This window comes from Saprospira grandis (assembly GCF_027594745.1).
Classification (GTDB): Bacteria; Bacteroidota; Bacteroidia; order Chitinophagales; family Saprospiraceae; genus Saprospira; species Saprospira grandis.
This window is the reverse complement of sequence record NZ_CP110854.1, coordinates 2,500,552-2,522,920: the sequence shown is the minus strand read 5'-3', so window position 1 is coordinate 2,522,920 and position 22,369 is coordinate 2,500,552. Positions and strand designations below refer to the sequence as shown.

17 protein-coding genes are annotated in these 22,369 nt (G+C 48.0%); 14 read left to right on the top strand and 3 right to left on the bottom strand.

The genetic code is table 11. The annotated features are described in order from the left end of the window. Positions 1 to 289 precede the first annotated feature (289 nt). From OP864_RS10060 to OP864_RS09995, 14 genes are all read left to right on the top strand, one after another. Positions 290 to 607, top strand: a complete 318-nt coding sequence (locus tag OP864_RS10060; protein ID WP_270098075.1) for a WYL domain-containing protein — start codon at positions 290 to 292, stop codon at positions 605 to 607. Positions 608 to 1,268: 661 nt separating this feature from the next. Next, complete coding sequence (locus tag OP864_RS10055; protein WP_270098074.1) at positions 1,269 to 3,383, top strand: 3-hydroxyacyl-CoA dehydrogenase NAD-binding domain-containing protein; 2,115 nt, start codon at positions 1,269 to 1,271, stop codon at positions 3,381 to 3,383. Between the two features lie 18 nt (positions 3,384 to 3,401). Continuing rightward, the gene (locus OP864_RS10050) at positions 3,402 to 5,501 is read left to right on the top strand and encodes an ABC transporter permease subunit (protein ID WP_270098073.1); all 2,100 of its coding nucleotides are present in this window, start codon (positions 3,402 to 3,404) and stop codon (positions 5,499 to 5,501) included. A 509-nt stretch (positions 5,502 to 6,010) separates the two neighbouring features. Then, positions 6,011 to 6,553, top strand: a complete 543-nt coding sequence (locus OP864_RS10045; protein ID WP_270098072.1) for a TlpA family protein disulfide reductase — start codon at positions 6,011 to 6,013, stop codon at positions 6,551 to 6,553. 66 nt (positions 6,554 to 6,619) lie between these two features. Continuing rightward, positions 6,620 to 7,690, top strand: coding sequence for a DUF3078 domain-containing protein (locus OP864_RS10040; protein ID WP_270098071.1), 1,071 nt, complete (start codon positions 6,620 to 6,622; stop codon positions 7,688 to 7,690). Between the two features lie 179 nt (positions 7,691 to 7,869). Further along, on the top strand, positions 7,870 to 8,850 hold the full coding sequence (locus tag OP864_RS10035; RefSeq protein WP_270098070.1) for a GSCFA domain-containing protein: 981 nt from the start codon (positions 7,870 to 7,872) through the stop codon (positions 8,848 to 8,850). Between the two features lie 13 nt (positions 8,851 to 8,863). Beyond that, positions 8,864 to 10,252 (top strand): AI-2E family transporter, encoded by a 1,389-nt coding sequence (locus OP864_RS10030; RefSeq protein WP_270098069.1) that lies wholly within the window; start codon positions 8,864 to 8,866, stop codon positions 10,250 to 10,252. Between the two features lie 298 nt (positions 10,253 to 10,550). After that, positions 10,551 to 11,156, top strand: a complete 606-nt coding sequence (locus OP864_RS10025) for a rhomboid family intramembrane serine protease (RefSeq protein WP_015692852.1) — start codon at positions 10,551 to 10,553, stop codon at positions 11,154 to 11,156. Between the two features lie 154 nt (positions 11,157 to 11,310). Continuing rightward, positions 11,311 to 11,550 (top strand): acyl carrier protein, encoded by a 240-nt coding sequence (locus OP864_RS10020; RefSeq protein WP_015692851.1) that lies wholly within the window; start codon positions 11,311 to 11,313, stop codon positions 11,548 to 11,550. Between the two features lie 149 nt (positions 11,551 to 11,699). After that, entirely contained in the window at positions 11,700 to 12,950 is a 1,251-nt protein-coding gene (gene fabF / locus OP864_RS10015; protein WP_270098067.1) for a beta-ketoacyl-ACP synthase II, read from the top strand. 88 nt (positions 12,951 to 13,038) lie between these two features. Beyond that, positions 13,039 to 13,797 (top strand): ribonuclease III, encoded by a 759-nt coding sequence (gene rnc, locus OP864_RS10010; RefSeq protein WP_015692849.1) that lies wholly within the window; start codon positions 13,039 to 13,041, stop codon positions 13,795 to 13,797. 235 nt (positions 13,798 to 14,032) lie between these two features. Continuing rightward, entirely contained in the window at positions 14,033 to 14,713 is a 681-nt protein-coding gene (gene mtnC / locus OP864_RS10005; RefSeq protein ID WP_270098066.1) for an acireductone synthase, read from the top strand. 3 nt (positions 14,714 to 14,716) lie between these two features. Continuing rightward, a complete protein-coding gene (mtnA, locus tag OP864_RS10000) occupies positions 14,717 to 15,817 on the top strand; it encodes an S-methyl-5-thioribose-1-phosphate isomerase (protein ID WP_270098065.1) in 1,101 nt (366 codons plus the stop codon). 69 nt (positions 15,818 to 15,886) lie between these two features. After that, on the top strand, positions 15,887 to 16,246 hold the full coding sequence (locus OP864_RS09995; RefSeq protein WP_270098064.1) for a hypothetical protein: 360 nt from the start codon (positions 15,887 to 15,889) through the stop codon (positions 16,244 to 16,246). Between the two features lie 39 nt (positions 16,247 to 16,285). On the opposite strand, the gene OP864_RS09990 is transcribed toward OP864_RS09995, so the two are convergent. From OP864_RS09990 to OP864_RS09980, 3 genes are all read right to left on the bottom strand, one after another. Then, entirely contained in the window at positions 16,286 to 16,771 is a 486-nt protein-coding gene (locus tag OP864_RS09990; protein WP_270098063.1) for a hypothetical protein, read from the bottom strand. Between the two features lie 340 nt (positions 16,772 to 17,111). Beyond that, the gene (locus OP864_RS09985) at positions 17,112 to 21,068 is read right to left on the bottom strand and encodes a choice-of-anchor Q domain-containing protein (protein ID WP_270098062.1); all 3,957 of its coding nucleotides are present in this window, start codon (positions 21,066 to 21,068) and stop codon (positions 17,112 to 17,114) included. Between the two features lie 286 nt (positions 21,069 to 21,354). Further along, positions 21,355 to 22,227, bottom strand: a complete 873-nt coding sequence (locus OP864_RS09980; RefSeq protein ID WP_270098061.1) for a T9SS type A sorting domain-containing protein — start codon at positions 22,225 to 22,227, stop codon at positions 21,355 to 21,357. Positions 22,228 to 22,369 lie beyond the last annotated feature (142 nt).

Genomic DNA, 22,369 nt, shown 5'->3' with positions numbered 1-22,369 from the left:
CCCTGCGGGCCACCCTTATCCATCCCTCAGCCGAGGCTATGGCCTGGCTGTAGTGCCAAGCCTTTTGCGCTTCTCAAGATGCAGACTGAGCAGCCAGAAAGACGTATAAATGCAGCAAAAGCAGGCTTGAAAATGGCCCATAAAGCAAGCGCAAAAAAAATTAAAAATAATTTACAACTCCCTGATAAACAAGCGAATAAAATGCAAGTAATTTAAGCAAAAAAGTAACAAAATGCAATTCTGTACGTATAATAATTATACATTGTTCACAACAAAACAGGCTAATCTTATGAAATCGAACAGCGCATTGCATCTCAATCTACACCATGCTATTTCTCAGCAACTTCTAGTGGCTTTTCGTTACAACGATCAGGACGATTGGCGGGTGGTCGAACCTTTTTGTTTGGGCCTTAGCTCGGCCAATAATTGGAGCCTAAGAGCTTTTCAGCGCTCGGGCCCCTCTGGCTCCAAAACCGACTGGAAACTTTTCAACTTGGATAAGGCTCATGATCTTCGGGTACTTAGCCAACAGTTCTCTGCCGATTTGCGCAAAAAATACCGCATTGGCGATAAGCATATGCAAACCATTTTCCGACAGCTTTACTAAGATTTTTTATAGATTATCCCAACTTGGCTAGGGCGCAAGAGCGCCCTGGCCTTTTTTGCAGCTTTCTCTCTGCAAGAATGGGCCAAATACTGCTGCGCCCTACTATTGGGCCCCAAAAGAAAGGAGCTAAAGCAACCTTTTTTAAGCATTTCTTTAGCACTATAGGTCCTTAAGAGTAGATAAGCAGCAGTCTGTTTTAAAAAACTGGGCCCTGCTACCGACAAGAAGCAGTCTGTTTTCAAGAACTGGGCTCTGCTACCGACAAGAAGCTATCCGTTTTAAAAAACTGGGCCCTGCTACCGACAAGAAGCAGTCTGTTTTCAAGAACTGGGCTCTGCTCATGACAAAGCCCTATTCTTCTAAAAATAGAGCTCCTTGACGGCAGCTTGGCCAGGGCGCTCTTGCGCCCTGGCCTTTTTTTGCGGCCTTGGGCCGCCTTTCTTGGCTGAGGGATGGATAGCAGTGGCCGAAGGCCAGACCCAGCTTTTGAGCGAAGCGAAAAAGCGCAGGGCCGAGCAGACCTGCGAGCTGCGGCACAGCCCGACCCGCCCGTAGGGCGGGGCAGCCCCAAAAAAGAAAAGCCCTTAAAGAAAGTATCCAGTAGATAGGAGCATTCAAGGCTTTTTTTGCTAGTTTGCCTATTCAATTCAGAAACTAGGCTATGATATATTATAAGAAAGATAGTGAGGGGATTGTTAGCCTCACCTTAGATAAAAGCGGCGAGCGAGTCAATACGATTAACCCACAGATTGCTAAGGCTTTTTTGCCTGTATTGGAGCATCTGGAAGCAGACAAAAGCTTGAAGGGGGTAATTATCTTATCGGCCAAACGCTCTTTTTTGGCGGGTGGCGACCTTGATTTTTTGCACCGAGCCGAGGAGCCCGCTAAGATTTTTGAACATACAGCCCTTTTAGGGGAGATTTACAGACGTTTTGAACGCTTGAAAGTGCCCGTAGTGGCCGCCATTAACGGCGCGGCTTTGGGCAGTGGTTTTGAATTGGTGCTGGCCTGTCATTATCGCATTGCGCTAGACCACCCCAGGACCTTATTGGGCTTACCAGAACTATCGCTGGGGATGATTCCGGGCGGCGGGGGCATTATTCGCCTAATGTGGATGCTGGGCCTAGAAGAAGCCTATAAATTTATTAGTAGCAGCCGCCAAATACACGTTAAAGAGGCCTTGCAAAAAGGCATTATTGATGAGGCCGTAGAGCGGCCCGAGGAGCTTATCCGCAACGCTAAGCGCTGGATCCTCTCTTCGCCTTGCATAGAAAAACCCTGGGATGCCGAAGACCGCATTGCCAAGGAAAGTAACCCCAAACATCCAAAAACGGCCCAGCGCATTGCTAAATTGAGCACAGAGCTAATTGCCAAAACCCGAAACAACTACCCTGCCCTGCTGTCTCTACTCAACTGCATGGCCGAAGGGGCCTCTGTTGACTTTGATGCGGCCACCCGAATCAATGCCCGCTACTTTACGGCCATGATTATGAGTAAAAATTGCCGTAACCAGACCAAAGCCTTTTGGTATGATTTGAATAAAATCAAGCAAGGGATGAGTCGCCCTAAGGGCTTTGGCCGCTTTAGAGCCCGAAAGATCGGCGTGATTGGGGCTGGGCAGATGGGATCGGGCATTGCCTATGTGGCCGCTATGCAAGGCATAGAAGTATTGCTTCGAGATGTGAGCAAACGCCTAGCCGAGCAAGGAAAAAACAACGCCAGAGAGAAGCTCAGCCACCTAGAGAAAAGTGGGAAAATGACGACAGAGCAGGCCCAGGAGATTCTGAACCGCATACAAACCACTAGTGATTTGCGGGAGATGGAAGATTGCGATTTGGTCATTGAAGCCGTCTTTGAAAATATGGCCTTAAAGCAGCGCATCATTAAAGAAGTGGAGCTAGAGATGCAGCAACACAGCTTTTTGGCCACCAATACGGCTTCCCTGCAGGTATCTGATTTGGCCCAAGCCAGCATACAGCCTGAAAACTATATTGGGATGCACTTTTTTTCGCCCCTCAATCGCATTCCCTTAGTAGAAATTATTGTGGGCAAGAAAACGGCAGATGAAACCGTAGCTCGGGCCTTCGACTTTGTATTGCAATTGCGTAAAACGCCTATTATTGTGCAGGACCGTCCCGCCTTTTTTGTCTCTAGAGTGGCCAGCACCTACTTTATGGAGGGCATTTTACTGCTCAAAGAGGGGCAGGGGCCTGCGGCCATAGAAAATGCGGGTTTGCAGGCGGGTATGCCCATGGGGCCTCTAGCCTTTGCCGATAATTTGGGCTTTAAGTACATTATTTCGGCCGAAGAGCAGGCGGCCCAGCAGCTAGATGGCCGCTATCAGGCCTCGCCCGCTATTGCTGTATTGCAAGAAATGTTGGCCCAAGAGCGCTATGGCAAAGCTCGGAATGGGGGCTTTTATAACTATAAGGAAGAGCCTGTCCGTTTGTGGGGGCAGCTCAAAGAGAACTTTCCCTTGGCCCAAGAGCAATTGTTGCCCAAAGATTTGCAAGACCGTCTGCTTTTTATTCAGTGCCTAGAGGCGGTTCGCTGTCTAGAGGAAGGAGTCATTCAAAATAGCTATGATGCCAACTTAGGGAGTATTTACGGCTGGGGCTTTGCTCCTTTTAAGGGGGGCGTGATTCAGTTTATCAATGATTATGGTTTGCGGGAATTTGTGGCTCGGGCAGAGGTGTTGGCCCAGCGTTTTGGTCCTCGCTTCAAGCCTTCTGCCAGCTTATTAGAGATGGCCGAACAGGATACTAATTTTCTCTAAGCTCTAGTTTTTAACAGCATGTTCTTATACACGATTAAGCGGCTCTTGCTGTTTATTCCCAGCTTTTTCTTGGTCTCTTTATTGGTCTTTGGCCTGAGTCGATTAGTGGAGGGAGACCCCGTAGATATGGTCCTCAATAAGGGCGGAGAAGAAAGTCCCTTTGCCTCGGCCCAAGCCTATCGGCAGAAAGCCCGGGAGCTGGGCTTAGATCGGCCCGCCTTTTATTTCAGATTGAGCTCGCAGGCTTATCCTAAAGATTTGTATCAGTTGCAACCGCAGCAGCACAGAACCTTATTGTCTCGCTTGATGGACCAATATGGGGCGGCAGAGCATTGTATGGCCTACTACCAACAATTAAAAAATTGGGAGCGCTTATATTATGAACAAAAGGCGGCCTTTAGTTATGAAGAAAAGGGCCAATTGGATCAGCTCAAGGAGGAGCTCTGGCAGCGTTATGAGGAAGAGCCTCTAGATATTTTGCTCGACAGCCTAGCGGCCAAAACGGCTAAAGTGGCGCCCTTGGCCTTGGGCCTAGATAGTATTCGCTATGCTTTGCAGCAGTTGCGCAAGGAGGCTCGGCCCTATGAAACCCTGATTCCCCAGCTCTATTTTTATGGACTCAACAATCAGTATCATGTCTGGATGTTTGGGGATTATCCTTACTTCTCGGCCCCCGATAGTAGCGTACACCATCGTTTGGATAGCTGTTATGCGCAGTTGGGGCAGCTCAATTTGGTCCAGGATAGTTTGGCGCGTTTAGGGCGAAGGCTAGCCTTTCAGTTGGAGCAGCTCGATAGTCAGGCGCAGGCGCCTTTATTGGCCCAAATGGGGCAGTTGGAGCAGCAGCAAGAGCAGTTTAACGAAAGTTACCGACAATTGGCGGCGGAGCGAGACCGTTTGTTGCCTTTGCGGGAGGTCTATGCGAGTCGGGGTTTGATTCGAGGAGATTTGGGCATTTCTTATCAGGACCAGCAGCCCGTTTTGCAGAAGATTTGGGCGGCCTTGCGCTGGACCCTGCTCATGAACTTATTGGCCATCTTGATCTCTTATGGGGTTTCGGTCCCTTTGGGGGTAGAAATGGCCAGTTGGCGCTATCGGCCCACGGCTTATTACTCCTTTTTATCGCCTTTGCAGCTCATTTTTGGGGCGCTTTTGGCCCTTTGCTTCTTCTTGCAATTGATGGAGCTGGTTTCGGGGGCAGTTTGGGCGGTAATTCCCTTGCAAATCATCTTTATTGGCTTCAATTATCGGGCATTTTTAAAGCAATGGGGCCGTTCTTTTGGTCCAGAAATTCGGCGTTTTGCCAAGGCCCTTCTTTCTGGGCGGATGTTAGATATTAGTGAATACAGTCTGCTCTTTCTGCAGATCGTCTACCTTTGGTTTTGGGTCCTTTTATTTTTGAGTTGGGGTCTACAGCCGCTTTGGCTAAAGCTTGGTTTTTTGGTTTTGCCCCTCTTCTTTTTCTTGGGGCCTTGGCGGGGACAATGGCGTTTGTCTAAACAAAAAGGGCTAGAGCTGGTTGGCGACCAGAGAGACAAACTGAGTAGTAATTTTCTCTTTTTGCTTTATTCTTTGCCTTCTTTTTGGCTGGCCAGCTTGCTGGTGGTCTTTCTGACCACCGCCACCTATGGCGCGCATTACGATTGGTTTCCCACCCAGGGCTTGCCCGATAGTCAGGCCTTTTCTTGGGGGCTAGTGGGCGACTACCTCTATCATTTATTCTTGCCCATTTTTGCCATCACCTACGGCTCCTTTGCCTACCTTTCTCGGCAGATGCGTTCGGCCATGTTGCAGGTATTGGCGCAGGATTACATTCGGACGGCCAGGGCCAAGGGCTTGCGTCGGCAGCAGGTCTATTGGGGGCATGCCTTCCGCAACGCTTTATTTCCCTTGATCACCTTATTCAGTGCGGTCTTTCCTAGGGCTTTGGCGGGGGCCATTGCCATAGAGTTAATTTTCGACATCAATGGGATGGGGCTGTTGGTCATTGAGGCCATTCGGGCCTATGATTGGCCTTTGGTATTTGGGGTCACCTTAATGGCGGCCTTGCTCACTATTTTGGGCAATTTGGTGGCCGACCTACTTTATGCTTGGGTAGATCCTCGGGTGAAGTATTAGTTTTTTTGGGGCTGCCCCTTCCGCTAGGTTGAAACCCAGCGCAAAGCGGTGTCGCTTTGCGAAGCTACACAAAATGAGGGTTGAAACCCTCATGAATTATCGGTCGGGTCGGGCTGTTTCGTGGCTCGCAGGTCTGCTCGGCCCTGCGCAGGCTTTGCCTGCTGGGTCTGCGGCTGCGCCGCACCACTGTCCATCCCTCAGCCGATGCGCTGGGCGGCGCCCAGCGCAAAGCGGTCTCGCTTCGCGAGCGTTGTTTTATTATTTTGGACCAAGAAGCGAGCGCAGCGAGCTGGCTGAGGGATAGTAGGGGGTGGCCGAAGGCCAGACCAAGCTTTTGAGCGCAGCGAAAAAGCGCAGGGCCGAGCGAACAGCGAGCCCCCGCATAGCCCGACCCGGCCAAAGGCCGGGGCAGCCCCAAAAAAGCAATCAGAAAGGAAAAGAGAACAACCTAAATCACGCTTTATTCTATTTGGAAAGCTTAATTTTGCCCCTCATCAAAATAGATTGCCATGAATATTAAATTATCAGAGCTCATTATCATTCCCATTGTAATTGCCCTCGTTTGGGTAGGCTTTCGTTGGTATCGTCAGCCGGGAGTGACCTCCGGAACGCCAGCCCCAGAGTTTGCGGGCCAATTGGCCAGCGGCGACAGCCTGCGTTTATCGGATTTGCGGGGACAATGGGTCTTATTAGACTTTTGGGGCAGCTGGTGCGCTCCTTGCCGCCAATCTAATCCGCAATTGCGCCGTCTTTATGACAGATACCATGGGGCCAAATTTACCAAAGGCGAAGACTTTACGATTTTGAGCGTGGGGATTGAGACCAGCAAAGAAGCTTGGTTGGCCGCCATAGAAAAAGATGGCTTAATTTGGCCCCATCATGTGTCGGACCTCAGTCGATTTAATGACCATGTGGCCGCCCTTTATGGCATTAAGGAAGTGCCCACCACCATTTTGGTCAATCCCGATGGCAACATCTTGGGGATCAATATGGACTACGACAATGTGAATGCCCAGCTCTCTCGTTTTTTGGTCAAAGAAGAGGCACAGTAGTGACCAAAATTACAAAATGGACTCTATAGGAAGAATAACGCTTTTAGTAGACCAATAAAAACAAGCATGAAAACTAAATTTTTGCTCCTCCTTGGGCTATTCGCCTTTGGGCCTCAGCTTTTTGCCCAAGATGACAAAAAACCGGAAGAAAAAAAAGAAGGCTGGACCTATGATGCGGGTATCGGTTTGGACTTTGCCCAACTGCTCTTGATTAACCCAAAGGTGGGGGCAGGAGAAAACAAAATAGCTTTTGGTGGAAGTACCACTATGGGCGCCGACTATAAAAAGGGCCGCCTAAAATGGGAAAACAACTTTAGTTTAAACTTTGGGGTACAGCGGCTAGGGGCCAGCTCCAACCCCTTTCAGAAAGCCATTGATGAGCTACGGCTTAGCTCTTTTGCCGATTATAAAATTGTGAAAGACAAACCCTGGGGCTATGCCCTAGACCTTACCTTTTTGAGCCAGCTCACCCCCAACTATGAGGGCAACACCTTGTCTTATCAGGAAGGCATGGCTAGTCGCAGCCCTCGTTCTAAGTTTTTCTCTCCGGCCACAGTAACCATCTCGCCGAGTATCTCTTATAAGCCCGACGACCATTTATCGGTTTTGATTTCTCCCGCCTCCTTAAAAAGCATTATCGTTGCCGATGACTCTATTGCGGCCATAGCCAATGCCGATGCTAGTGCGGGGGTGCATGGTACGCCTTATGGGGGAACCGATCGGGCGGCTTTTATTAGTCGCTGGGGTGTTCGGCCCACAGGCATGACCGCCGATAGTGTACTTTACGCCAACCACAGCATGCAATTGGGGGCCACCATGAAGATCTTGTATAAAAATAAGTTCTTCCTCAATGCCGAGAAAAAGCCTCGTTTGGGAGTGAAGACCTCCTTGACCTTATTCTCGGACTATCTGCACAATCCACAAAATATAGATGTAGAATGGTTGACCACCACCGACCTCTACATCTTCAAAGGACTATCCATTAGCCTGAATACAATTGTCTTTTATGACCATGACGTTCAAGTACAGCTAGATCGGGACAATGACCCCGATACAGGAGTAAACGGTTATGAAAGCACGGGCCGTCGTGTTTCTATTACAGAAAGTTTACTAATCAAGTATAACTTTTTATTCTAAATGTTTGCATCTTCTTAAAAAGCTGTATATATTTGGGCTTTAATTGGGGTGACTTTAAGGTCGCATTGCTATGGCAATGTGGCCTTTTTTTATGTCTAAGCCCATCTAAATCAGCTAGTTAAAAAGAAAGGTTGAGCCAAAGTAGAAGTTTACTAAAAATTACTATCTTAACTTAAAAGATGAAGCCCTACAGTCCCTGGCCTGCTCCCCTGCCCCTACCGCAATGGCCTTTTTCCTTAAAATACAGTCATCGTTTAATGGCTTTGGGCTCTTGTTTTGCCCAAGAAATGGGTTTGCGTTTGGCTCGTCTAGCCTACAACATTGACTTACAGCCCTTTGGTCAGATTTACAATCCATTGTCCCTAGCTCATAATTTGGAGCGTTTACTAAGCGGAGCTTGGCCCAAGGCCGAAGAACTATTTTTGCATCAGGGGCTCTATCGTCATTTTGCCTATCATACAGACTTTGCGCATCCTCAGAAAGAGGTAGCTTTGGGCTTGATGCGGCGGCGTTTTGAGGCAGCTAGGGCGCAGCTTTGGGGGGCGGACTATCTGTTTTTGACCTTAGGGACAGCCTACTACTATAAGCATGAGGGGCAGATTGTCAATAACTGCCATAAATTGCCCCAAAAGCAATTTGAGCGGCAGCAGATGAGTATAGCGGAGGGTTTGGCGGCTTTAAGGCGAGTTTTGGGGGTTTTATGGGAAATCAATCCTAGTTGCCGGATCATCCTCACGGTCAGTCCGATTCGGCATTTGAAAGATGGGGCCCAGGGCAACCAAAGGAGCAAAGCTCGTTTATTACTATTGGCTGAAGTTTTGGAGGAAGAATTTGCGCAGCTGCATTATTTTCCGGCCTATGAGATTTTATTGGATGAACTTCGGGACTATCGTTTTTATGCTAATGATGGGGCGCATCCTAATCAAGGGGCTGTAGATTACATCTATCAGGGCTTTGGGCAAAGTCTTTTGGCCCAAGAAGAGCGGGGGCTAAGAGAAAAAATTACTAAATTGTATGCTGCTTTTCGGCATCGGCCCAACTGGCCCGACAGTCAGGCACATCAAGATTTTTTGCAGCGGCAAGAAGCAAAGCTCGCTGCTTTGAAACAGGCTCATCCGGCAATTTCATGGTCCCAATGGGAGCAGCTATTGGGCCGTTAATCCCTCCAACAGTATGGCAAAAATACGCTCCTATATTGGTTTTGGTCTTGGCATTTTGGCTGTGGCCGCCATCTTCTATTACTTTAGTGATATCATCAGTTGGTTGGTGATTGCTTGGATTGTCTCCTTGCTGGGCTCGCCCGTTATGGATCTTTTGGGTCGTTTGCGGATAGGCAAGTTTCGTTTGCCGGCTTCGGCTAGGGCCTTAATTACGCTTTCCTTATTTCTGACTGTTTTGGGTTTATTTGTGGCCTTATTTGTTCCGGTGATTGTGCAGCAGGGCCGCAACTTGGCTAGTGTGGACTATAAGCAGTTATTAGAAAGCTTAGAAGACCCTATTAACCATAGTTTTGAGCAGTTGGAAGAATGGGGTTTAGTGGCTGAAAACGATTTTTTTGTTGAAGACAGCACCCAATTGCAGCAAGAGCAGGGGCCTTTCCCCCCTATTGTTTCTGTAGATTCTATGGTGCAGCAGCTTAGTGATAGTTTGAACGGCCCCAATATTGAGCTGCATATTACGGTACAGGGCGAGGGGCTAAAAGTGCCAGTTATTGGGGCCGACAGCCTAGTTACGGCGGCGCCTAGCAGTCGGTTGGTCCAATTGGAGCAGCAGGCCTTGCAGTACATCAATCCCGCCTCCTTGCTCAAAACCACCTTTTCGACCATGTTGGCTTGGCTGGGGAACATCTTTGTATTGATTACCTCGGTTAGTTTTATTGCCTTTTTCTTTTTGCAGGAAGAGGGATTATTTGCCAACTTGATCAAGGGGCCATTTCCAGAAAAGTATGATGCTCAGCTAGATAAGACCTTACAGCTCACTAAGAAAATGCTAATTCGCTATTTCGAGGGAATTTTGGGGCAGGTCACTGCGGTTTCGGTCTATGTTTGGCTTTTGCTTTGGCTAGTGGGGGCGCCCAATGCCTTTCTGATTGCCTTTTTTGCGGCCATTATCAATGTGGTGCCTTATTTGGGTCCTTTTCTGGGTTTAATTTTTGGCCTATTGGTTTGCATTTGCTCTAGCCTGAATGTTGATTTTTATGCAGAGACAGTGCCTTTGCTCATCAAGGTGGCCTTAGTGTTTGCCTCTATGCAGGCCCTAGACAATATGTTATTGCAGCCGCTTATTTTCTCTAAGAGTGTGAAAGCGCATCCGCTAGAGATCTTTTTGGTCATTATTGTGGGCTCTAAGCTGGGGGGAATACTGGGCATGGTCATCGCGATTCCGGCCTATACCGTGATTCGGGTGATTGCCTCGATTTTCTTATCGGAGTTTCGTTTGGTGCAGGGCCTTACGCAGCAGCTGGGCATTCGCAATACCTGGGGTGGCGAGCAAGAGGTAGCCCGGCCGGAGCAGGACGATCGGGAAAAGCATGATGACAGCATGGATGCCAATTGGGATTAGGATTTGGGGCCTGTAGGAGGAACCCTACAGCCATACAACAATGCTATTGCTTCGCAATCATATATGAATGAGGGTTAAAACCCTCATAAAAATTAACGGCCTGCGATTTGGGCCAGAGGGTCTAGAAGGAGCGAAGCGACTGGCCTAGCGATGGTAGGCAGTGCGGCAAAGCCGCAGAGCCAGCAAAAACTTGTTTTTTGCGCAGGGCCGAGCGAGTAGCGAGCTGCCGAACGTAGCGCCCGCAGCTTGCTGCGGGAGGCCCCAAAATATTCAATCAAAATAATAATAAACAAATAAAATGAAAGGACTTCGGATTCAGTACAATGCCCCGGTGGTGGTTACTTTTGCCATTTTGTGCACGGCTATTTATATGATCAACTACATTACGGGAGGGGATGCTGTGAGTCGATCGGGGGGGATAATTAACAACTACTTTGTGCTTAGAGGCTTTGATTTTGCGAACCCTCTAGATTATTTCCGTTTGTTTAGCTATACCATTGGGCATGCCAATCGGGGTCATTTGGTGGGGAATATGTCGATCTTTTTATTGATTGCTCCTATTATGGAAGAGAAATACGGCAGTCGGAACATTTTGATCATGATGTTGCTCACGGCCCTGATTACCGCTATATTTCAGGTCTTTTTGATTGGTGGAGGTTTATTGGGAGCCAGTGGGATTGTCTTTATGTTTATCATTCTAGTATCCTTTGCCAATACGGGGGGAAAGGGGATTCCCTTGACCTTTATTTTGGTGCTTATTTTCTTTTTGGGCAAAGAGGTGCTCAATAGTTTAGATAACAATAATATTTCGGAGTATGCTCATATTGCGGGGGGAATTATGGGGGCCTTTTTTGGCTTCAATCTGAATGGAAGCAAAGACCCGAGTCGGGAGCAAATTCTATAAAAACGGGGCCTAAAGCTTGTTTTGATTCAGTGGTTGTACAAACAAAAAAGCCAATTAAAAACTTTGTGAATCTGGATTAAATGAACATCTTTGCAGCGATCAAAGCCCTTTGTGCTATAAGGGACCCTTTTATTCAAATGCAAAATTGACCATTATGGCCACTGAAATCAAAGAGCGTGTAGTCGCCATCATCGCTGACAAGCTAGTTGTTGAACTAAATGACGTTACTGAAGATGCCAACTTCCAGAAAGATCTGGGTGCTGACTCAATTGACCTTGTAGAGTTGATTATGGAACTAGAGCGTGAATTTGACCTCTCTATTCCTGATGAGAAAGCAGAAGAAATCAAAACCGTAGGTGATGCGATCTCTTTCTTGAGTGAGAACCTAGGTTAGACTTATTTGTTTCGATCTATATTCGGAGCAGCCAAAAGGGCGTCGAGCTAATTTATTGGGCTTCGGCGCCATCTTTTTAATACGAACCATGGAAAGTGCTTAGGGGGCTTAGGCTAACTTGGGCATCTTTCTCTAAATAAATATTAGTTATGAGTCAAAGACGTGTTGTTGTTACTGGTCTTGGAACCTTAAACCCCTTAGGGCATAACACGGAAGAGAGCTGGGCCAACCTCCTTGCCGGAAAAAGTGGGGCCGCTACTATCCAACAATTTGATGCCAGCTTGTTTAAGACCCAATTTGCCTGCGAGATTAAAGACTTTAATGGCGCAGATGTATTTGGCCGAAAAGATGTTCGTCGCCTAGATCCCGTTATGCAGTATGCGCTAGTGGCTAGCGACGAGGCCATTGCTGATGCCAAACTGGAAGAGGTAGAAAACAAAAAGCGCATTGGCGTATTTTGGGCCTCTGGTATTGGGGGAATTACCACCCTACAGCAGGAGGTACAAAACTATGAGAGAGGCAGCGGGACGCCTCGCTTTAATCCTTTTTTGGTGCCCAAAATGATTGTAGACGCCTCTGCGGGTAATATTTCTATCCGCCATGGCTTCCGTGGCCCAACTGGAGCCTTTGTTACGGCCTGTGCTTCTTCTACGCACTGTATTGGCCTAGCCTACGACCAAATTCGCCTCAGCAGAGCCGATGTGATGGTTGTTGGTGGCGCCGAAGCAGCCATTAACGCCGTTGGGGTGGGTGCATTTAATGCTCTCAAGGCCCTTTCTACTCGCAATGAAGATCCTAGCGTTGCCTCTCGCCCATTTGATAAGGACCGGGATGGTTTTGTGATTGGAGAAGGCGCCGCCTCTCTTATTCTAGAAGATTATGAGCATGCAAAAGCTCGTGGCGCAAAAATCTATGCCGAGATTATTGGCGTGGCCCAAAATGCCGATGCCTACCATATTACGGCTCCAGATCCCGATGGCCATGGCGTTATCGATGTGATCCAGCTGGCCCTAGAAGATGCCAATATCAAAGCAGAAGATCTCGATTACCTCAACCCACATAGCACCTCTACCGACCTAGGTGATATTGCAGAATCTAATGCCATTATTAAGGCTTTAGGCGATGCGGCCTTTAAGGTGAAAATGAGCGCCACAAAATCCATGACCGGCCATATGATTTCTGCCGCCGGCGCTATGGAGTCGCTCATCTGTATCAAGACCCTCCAAACCGGAGAGATTGCCCCCACCATCAACTTTGAGGCGTTTGATCCCCAAATTGATAGCCGCCTACAAATTACCCCCAATGTCAAACAATCTGCTGATGTGCAAATTGCCATGAACATGAACTACGGCTTTGGTGGACATAATTCTGCCGTGATTTTCAAGAAAATAACAGAATAGTTAGTATATTTGAGCAGCAAAGGGCCTTCATTGGCCCTTTTTTTTTAGCTCATTTTTAATCTTCCTCAGGCCCTTATACCTCTTTACTGTGCTGAAGTCCTATTATAATCTCTATTTCTCTAAGCAAAAAGCATTTGCTCGCGAACTGAAAACTATCCTTGGTTTTCTGCCCAAGCATCTCCCTTTCTATGATAGAGCCTTTACACATAAATCTACGGCCAATAAAGACGAAAGCAAACACAGCTTTGATAACGAGCGCCTAGAATATCTGGGCGATGCCATCCTAGATGCGGTCATTGCCGAGTACCTCTTCCGAAAATACCCCACAGAAGATGAAGGCTTTCTAACCCAAATGCGCTCTAAAATTGTTAGCCGAAAAACACTCAATAGAGTCGGTGCCGAAATGGGCCTAGATGATTTTCTCAAGGCCCGAGGACTACAACGCATTAGCCCCACCGTGATGGGCAATTGCTTCGAGGCTTTTGTCGGTGCCATCTACCTAGATAAAGGCTATAAGGCCGCCCGAAAGTTTATTATCTACAAAATGCTGCAAAATCATGTGGATGTCCACCTGCTCGAACGCATCGATAATAACTTCAAAAGTATCTTGCTAGAGTTCTGCCAAAAGGACCAAAAAAGCCTCAGCTACGAACTCATCGAACAGCAAAAAAATGATGGCAAAAACAAGCATCACCGCCAACACCGCTTCAAAGTAGCCGTCCTGATTGATGAAAAAGCCCTAGCAGAAGCTACAGGCCCCAATAAAAAAACAGCCGAGCAAAATGCCTCCAAACAAGCCCTGATTAAATTAGGGGTGGTCGATAAAAATGGCCATAAAAAAGAATAGGATTTGGGGCTGCCCCGCCCTGCGGGCGGGTCGGGCTGTGCCGCAGCTCGCAGGTCTGCTCGGCCCTTCAGCGCTAAAGCGCTTTGGTCTGGCCCTTCGGGCCACTGCTATCCATCCTTCAGCCTGCGGGGGCTTCGCCCCCTGCAAAACGCAAAAGGAAAAAGTCCATATAGCTTATATATGGACTTTTTTATTTATTTTTGCCCGCTTAAGTTAAGCGTTTAAACCTCTCATTTTGATTAAATACATTCTTTCTGACATTGAAGGGACCACTACCTCTATTTCCTTTGTGGTCGATACGCTCTTTCCCTATTTTCTAGAGCAGCTCCCTCTTTGGCGCCAAAAAATGGACCTGCCAGAGGTCAAAGCACAAATTGAAGCCACTCAAGCCCTTGTCTTAGCCGAAGAAGGAAAGACAATCGATGCCGAACAGGCCTTTGATTATTTAGAAGCTTGGTGCAAAGCCGACCGTAAAGCAGGGCCCCTTAAGGCCCTACAGGGTATTGTCTGGAAAGCCGCCTACCTCAATGGCCAAATCAAAGGGCATCTCTACCCAGAAGTAGCCGATTGTCTAAAAAACTGGAAAGAAAAAGGCCTGGAGCTCGGCATCTATTCTTCTGGCTCTGTAGCCGCCCAAAAACTCCTTTTTGGCTATTCAGAAGCAGGCGATTTAACGCCTCTCTTCAGCCACTACTTCGATACCAAAGTGGGCCACAAAAGAGAAAGTCAGTCTTACCAGAATATCCAGCAAGCCATTGGCCTGCCCGCCCACGAAATTCTCTTCCTCTCTGATGTGCCCGAAGAGCTAGCCGCCGCTAGGGCCGCAGGCTTGCAAACAGGGCATTTGCTCCGGCCCGGAACTGCTTCTAGCCAATTTAAGGGCTATGCTAATTTTAACCAGATTCAAATCGACTAAACTATGTCTGTTTTACCTCAGCCCTTGCGCACGCTCTGGCTTAATGCTCAGGAGGAACTGCAAGTCATTAACCAAATCGTTCTGCCTCATAAAGTGCAGGTAGAAACCCTAAGCACTACCCAAGAAGTTTATTGGGCCATTAGAAATATGCTGGTCCGTGGGGCTCCCCTTATCGGGGCTACTGCGGCCTATGGCATTTGGCTAGCCGCCAAAGCCGCCCCCGAAAATGATTGGAAAAATAGCCTCGCACTCGCCCATGCTTACTTAAGAGATGCTAGACCTACAGCTGTCAATCTCTCTACTTGCCTAGATCGTATGAGAGCAGCCTGGCAAGCATGCTATAGCCGAGTCGAAGCCATACAAGCCTGCCGCTACCAAGCCGACGCCATTGTAGAGGAAGATATTGAGATCTGCTTTCAGATTGGCCAGCATGGGCTCAAGATTATCGAGGAAATTGCTGCTCGAAAAAATGGCCAGCCGGTCCAAATCCTAACGCATTGCAATGCGGGCATGATGGGCTGCATTCGCTGGGGCACCATTAGTTCGCCCATTTATCAGGCCCTAGCCAAAGGCATCAAATTGCATGTTTGGGTAGATGAAACCCGCCCCAGAAACCAAGGCTCTAAACTCACTGCCTGGGAATTTGAGCAACATGGGGTTCCGCATAGCCTCATTGTAGATAATGCTGGGGGGCACCTCATGCAACATCAGCTGGTCGATATGGTCCTTGTAGGCACCGACCGAACCACAAGAGAAGGCGATGTGGCCAATAAGATCGGGACCTACCTCAAGGCCCTAGCCGCCAAGGATAATAATATTCCCTTTTATGTGGCTCTGCCCTCTACCACTATAGACTGGAGCATCAATGATGGGCTGAAAGAAATTCCGATTGAAGAAAGAGATAGCGAAGAGGTCCGTTTTGTAGACGGCCTAACAGAAAATGGACAGTATGAAAAAGTACGCATCTGCCCAGAAAACACCCCCGCTCGCAACTATGGCTTTGATGTAACCCCCGCCCGCCTAGTGACTGGACTAATTACCGAAAGAGGATTTTGTGCAGCTAGCCGAGAAGGACTAGAAGGCCTTTTTCCCGAAAAGAAATAACCAACCCTCCCCTCCCCCAGAATAGCAAAATTATACCACCGGGCCTTGGCCCTACAAAGCATTGACATTATGATTTTTGAATTGAGCCATAAGGGCCCTTTTGAATTTAATCCGGAGACGGTAAAAAATGAGGTAGAGGCTGGGCAAATGGGCAATTTTGCCCTTGGAAAACTGGATGCTGCAGACCGCTTTCATCCGCTCAAAGTTGGCCGCTCCGATACAGATTTGCAAGCAGAGTTATTGCGCTGGGCGCACTTTCCGCAATACACTCACTTTTCTTATCAGTATGCCTACAGCTTACAACAGGCCTACGAGCTAGAATGTAAAAACTTTCATACGGCCGTTAGCCAACTCAATAAACGGGCAGTACATCCAGAGCCCCCAGCGGGCCATGATTTCCGCTGCCCCAACCCCTGGTGCAACCGCTAAACAAAAAGCCTTCTCTAAGCATAGAGAAGGCTTTTTTTGCTAATAAAAATAAGTAGATGTTCCATAACTATAGCGCTGCTCATCTTCATAATAATGTAGCTTCGTCTGAAAGATAATCCGGCTAATTCCATGCTTCTCCAGTAACTTGAGCTCCGAAAAAGTTAAGAAATAAAGTGTTGAGGTCACTTGTACCCCATCCCTATTTTGATTACTTCTAATCTTTCTGTCCCGGCAGTTAATTCGCTGCCCAGCATTAGTCATAATCATAATATCACCCGTAATTACTTCTTCAGAGCCCGCATTTTGAATTGTCAGTAAAAAATAGCCCCGACTGCTGTTTTTTCCCAAACGAGCTACAATTGTTTTATCTCCAAAAGGGCTCTTTAAAGTGCCAATATCTTGGGCCTCCGTAATATCATATTCATGGGTTCCAAAATAACCGCTATAACTATAGCTCTGCGCCTGCCCTTGCAATACAAAAAAGAACATGGCCAAAAAGGTAGGTAGAATAAGCTGCATCTTCATAACTAATTTGCTTTAAAATTATTGAATAAAACAAAGGAAGCTAGCAACTGTCTACTCTAGCTGGATAACTATTTTTTATTTTTTGGGGCTGCCTTACTCTTTGGGTGGGTTGGGTGCTTAAAAGGAGCGAAGCGACTGTGGCCTAGCGATGTGCAGCAGTGGCCTGAAGGGCCAGACCAAGGCGGCTTTGCCGCCGCAGGGCCGAGCGAATAGCGAGCTGCGGAACGTAGCGCCGACGACCGAAGGGAGGCGGAGGCCCCAAAAACAACAAAAAAAGCCACTCCTCTCCGAAGAGAGAAGCAGCTCGATCATCAAAAGCGTCAGTTAGGTAGTTACTTTTTTATTTTTTCACAAAAGGAAGACGTTGGCCGCCTTCTAGCTGCAAAAAGTAAGTGCCTGCGGGCAAATTGGTCAATTCAATGCGCTCAATACGGTCATTGAGTTGAGCGCTCTTGAGTAGGCGTCCATCTAGGCTATAGAGTTGGTATTGGCTATTGCCAGCCACTTTGCGTTCTAGCTGAATATAATCGGCGGCGGGATTGGGATAAGCCTTAATTTGGCTCATTGCCTCTACAAGCTGATTGCTCAAAACCTCAGAAGATTCAAAGGCACCAATATCTCGGCGGCCAATAATCATCATTCCTCTTTGGTCGAGCATATTGCTCATGGGGTCGCCTGCATCTACAGCGGGAGAGCTTGTTCCGGCCAAAATAGCGTGCGTCATTGTGGGACCGCCATTGTTGGCTAGGGGCTGCAAGAAAGGATCTTGGCCAAGCAGGTCGCCCATGCCAGCCATCCAGCTCATGCCGGTAGTATCTTGGACCAGATTATAGCCCATAGAATTTAGCATGCCTGTTTGTAGATAAACATCTTGGCCCATCATGGTTGCTGTATTATTGGCGACAATGCTTGATTTTAGGCTCAAGGGGCGCATACTATTTTGTGCAATTCCACCTGCATTTCCGCTAGCCATATTAAAGGCAACGGTTAGGGCTTCGGCATGAAGCGAGTCGGCATTATAGATACCGGCACCGTCCATAGCGGCCATATTGCCAGAAACTGTAGAGCGGCTGATTTTAGTCATTCCCGTCTGGTTCTGAATGGCTCCTCCATTGGCATTAGCGGCATTATTTCCAGAGAAGGTAGATCCTTCAATCCAAGTATCGCCACCATTATTGTAGAATCCTCCTCCACCATCATCGGCGGCAGTACCAAAGGCGCTATTGTTGGCAATAGTAGAGTTGTAGATATACATCTGGCTATTGCTTTGGTTCCAAAGGGCTCCACCTTCTCTAGCGGCTTCATTATCATAGAACTCCGACTCTTCAATATACATCATCGTTGATCCTGTGATATGAATGGCTCCACCATTACCGGGGGCGGCTGTACCTGCGGTACCGTTTACATCATTGGCATCAAAGGCGCTGTTCATGATCCAGCAGTTGCCATCAATTAGCTCGATAGCTCCACCTGCTCGATTAGCGGCATTGTTGTCAAAGTCGGTATCCATAATTTCAATATCGCCTGCTACAGAAAGTAGTCCACCACCACTAGCTGATGCACCTGTAGCCATATTTCCGTTAATAGAACAATCTTCAATGCGCATATCGCCTCCATTATTAAAGAGACCTGCACCTCCATTATCGGCGGCGGCACCTAGAGCAGTATTATTGCTGATGTTGAGGTCTTGAAGCTGCATATAGCCGCCTCCGTTCCAAAGTCCACCACCTTCGCTGCCTGCTTGGTTGTTGGCTACGGTACCATTTTCCAAAACAGCATTACCGGGTCCTGTAATATGTAGACCACCACCATTTCCGGGGGCTGTACCTACGGTATTATTAGAAAGGATAAAGTTGGTCATCATTAGATTTCCAACCATACCGGCAGTAGAATTATCTTCAATTCCACCACCTGCACGCATAGCCGCATTATTTTCAATACGGACATTTTCGATACGGAGAGTTCCACCCATATCATTGAGGATTCCTCCACCGCTACCGGCAGTACCATCCGCAAGGTTGTTAATGATTTCGGCCATATTGATGATTTCTAGGGTTCCGCCTTGGTTGTAGATTCCTCCACCACCATTATCGGCAGCGTCACCGCTAGCGGTATTGCCATCAATAGAAGTTCCATTGACGAGCATATAGCCTGTTCCGTTCCAAAGTCCACCGCCTTCGGCTGCAGCAGTATTACCCGCAACCATACCGCCAGTAATTTGGGCCATACCTGGGCCAGTGATATGCAAACCACCACCATTTCCGGGGGCTGTACCAGTGCTATTGTTCATCAATTGCACCATATTGAGGCTAATCATGCCGGGATTCGTTGTAGAATTATCTTCAATTCCACCACCTGCACGCATGGCCATATTCCCCATAATAGTCGAGTTGCTGACATTTAGGGTTCCGCCTAAGTCGTTGAGGATTCCTCCACCACTACCAGCGGTTCCATCGGCGCTATTGTTTGTAATTTGCGTATTGTTCGTGATATCTACAGTTCCGCCGAGGTTGTAGATTCCTCCACCCCCATTATCTAGGGCATCTCCAGAAGCGACATTATTGTCAATGACCGTTCCGCTGATGTTCATTTGGCCCGTTCCGTTCCAAAGTCCACCGCCTTCGGCTGCAGCAGTATTGTTGCTTACGGTACCGCCAGTAATGCTCGCCATACCAAAGCCCGTAATATGTAGTCCACCACCATTACCAGGGGCAGAACCTGTGCTGTTGTTATTCAACATACTATTGATAAGGACCACTCCACTAGAGTCGGTACACTCAATACCACCACCAGCGCGCATAGCGCTATTGCCCATAATCATGGCGTTGCTGATATTGATCATTCCTCCCATGTCATTGAGGATTCCCCCACCGCTACCTGCAGTTCCTGCAGCTTGGTTGTTATTGATCTGCGTGCCGTTGATGATGTCAATCTGACCGCCAAGGTTATAGAGTCCACCACCACCATTATCGGCCAAAGGACCGTTGGCTGTATTGTTATTGATATTAACATTAGAGAGGGTCATCTGGGCCGTTCCGTTCCAAAGTCCACCGCCTTCAGCTGCGGCTGTATTGCCAGAAACGGTTCCTCCATCAAAAAGAAGGTTTCCTGCTCCTGTAATATGCAAACCGCCACCATTACCTGGCGCCGAGCCAGTCGTATTATTAGAAAGGGTCACATTTTGTAGCAACATATTAGAAGAAGATGAGCTAGAATTATCTTCAATTCCTCCTCCAGCACGCATAGCGCTGTTGCCTGTGATTGTGGTGTTCTGAACATGTAGCATCCCCCCCAAATCATTGAGGATCGCTCCACCAGAACCAGCCGTACCATTGGCCGAGTTATTCGAAAGGATAGAGTTCATGACGGTCAAGTCGCCCCCTAAGTTATAGATAGCTCCTCCACCACTGTCGCCTGCGGCTCCACTAGCGGTATTTCCATCAATAAAAAGGTTGTTGGCGGTCATGCTGCCGCTACCGTTCCAAAGGGCGCCCCCTTCATTGCCTGCGCTGTTGTTCGTAAAGTCGCTATCGCTAATCATCATTTGGCCGGCGCCAGTAATATGAATAGCGCCCCCATTACCGGGACTAGTAGCGGTACTGTTGCTGGCAAAGTCGGCATCACTAATCTGCACCATACTATTGGCGCCAGAGTTATCTTCAAGGGCTCCACCTGCACGGTTCGAGCTGTTGCCCGTAAATGTACAGCCCATAGAAATCATTAGGATACTGCTGCCATCATTGAGAATCGCTCCCCCAGAGCCAGCCGCCCCAGATGCTTGGTTGTTGCTAAAGACCGTATTCATGATATGTAGCTCCGAGCTTGCGGTATTCCAAATGGCTCCGCCACCCATTACGGCCATGCCGCCCTGAGCTTCATTGTTGGCAAAAGTACAGGCATCAATCCAAAGTTCTGCCCCTTGCACCATAATGGCTCCACCGCTCATGCTAGACAAGCCGTTCATAATGGATAGGCCTTCTAGTTTGACCATAGCGCCAGAGCTCACTGATAGGATCTGGCTGCTACTGCCGCCGCTCAACATACTGTTGCTGGCCCCATTTCCCATAATGACCAAGTCCTTGTTCAGGGCCACGGCAGAGTTAAGTACAATCGCTTGCCCATTTGTCCCTGTGGCAAAACTGATGGTGTCACCCGCCGAGGCATTTAGGACCTGTTGGCGGAAGCTTCCAGCTCCACTATCGGAGTTGTTGGAGACCAAAAAGTTGGCTCCCCAAGCACTATTGAAGCTAAACATGGCGGCAAATACCGCCGCTGAAATAGATAAGGGTTTTTTCATAAATCGTTTTTTATGATTTGTTATTCCCCTTATTTACGGCCTCACGATTCAGTCGGATTTTTTAAAAGTTGTATAAACATCTTTTTTTTCAAAATATTTTATTTTGACTTATGTAGGGTGAGGATTTGGGGCTGCCCCGCCCTTCCTGGCGGGTCGGGCTGTGTCGCAGCTCGCAGGTCTGCTCGGCCCTGCGCCGCCAAAGGCGGCTGGGTCTGGCCCTTCGGGCCACTGCTTTCCATCCCTCAGCCGACGGCCCTTCGGGCCTTTTTGGACCAATTTATAGCCCTTACTGTTTTATCAACTTTTGGCTTTCTAGGAGTTTGCTCCCCTGCCAAAACTGCAAAATATAGTGGCCAGCGGGCAATCCTTCTAGCGATAGTTGGGGGCTAAACTCCTTTTGCCAAACCAACTGGCCCAAGGCATTATATAGCTGCAGCCGATCCACCGAAAGGCTGGCCTCCTTCTCAATTTGCAATTGTTCTTTTACAGGGTTGGGATAAAGCGCAAACTGCTGTTGGGCCAAATTGGCCAGCCCATGCGGCCCACCACTATAGACATTACAGTAGCCATGAGTTTTATTTAGGTAGCTTTGCTGACCATCCTGATAGGCACAGAGCAGATACTGAAACATCATTACCCCTGATTGCTTATAGAGAATGCCCAAATTTGGCCCAACACCTTCTATAAATGTAAAGTTTTCGACACCTGTCGCATCGGCCTTAAAGCGAATATGCTTGCGGCCCAATTCGGTATAAATGCTATCTACAATCTGTAGGCTATCGGGAATGGCACCCCAGGCCGGAGAAATATCAAAGGTATCACCAACTTGCAGGCTGAGGTCCATAATGAGGCGGCTGGCGGTATCATTAGGGTATTGGGGGCTGGCTATAGGGCGATACCAAAGCTGGCCCGTACTACTATCTTCGGATAGCCAGCCGCCATTGTAATTCAAGTTATTGGGGATCTCAATTTTGGTCCATTGACGGCCCGCAAAGCTACTATCGTAGCGACTGTAGAGCGTGTCTTGCTGCGTACCGGGCAAATTGCTCCATTCAAAAATCCATTGGGTAGAATCTTGGCCAAAAACAGAGGCATACTGTGCCTGCAGGGCCGAAAAAGAGAGAAATAGGCCAAAAAAAAGGAGGGAAAATCGATTCATTTGCATCATGCTTTTATTTAAAATAATGAGGAATTTGGGCGCTAAGGCCCTATTTATAGGCATTGAAAGCTAATTATAGCTAGAGGAAAAAAGATTTTTGTATTTCAACCACTAGCTATCAATTTGCATCTTTGTAATGTGC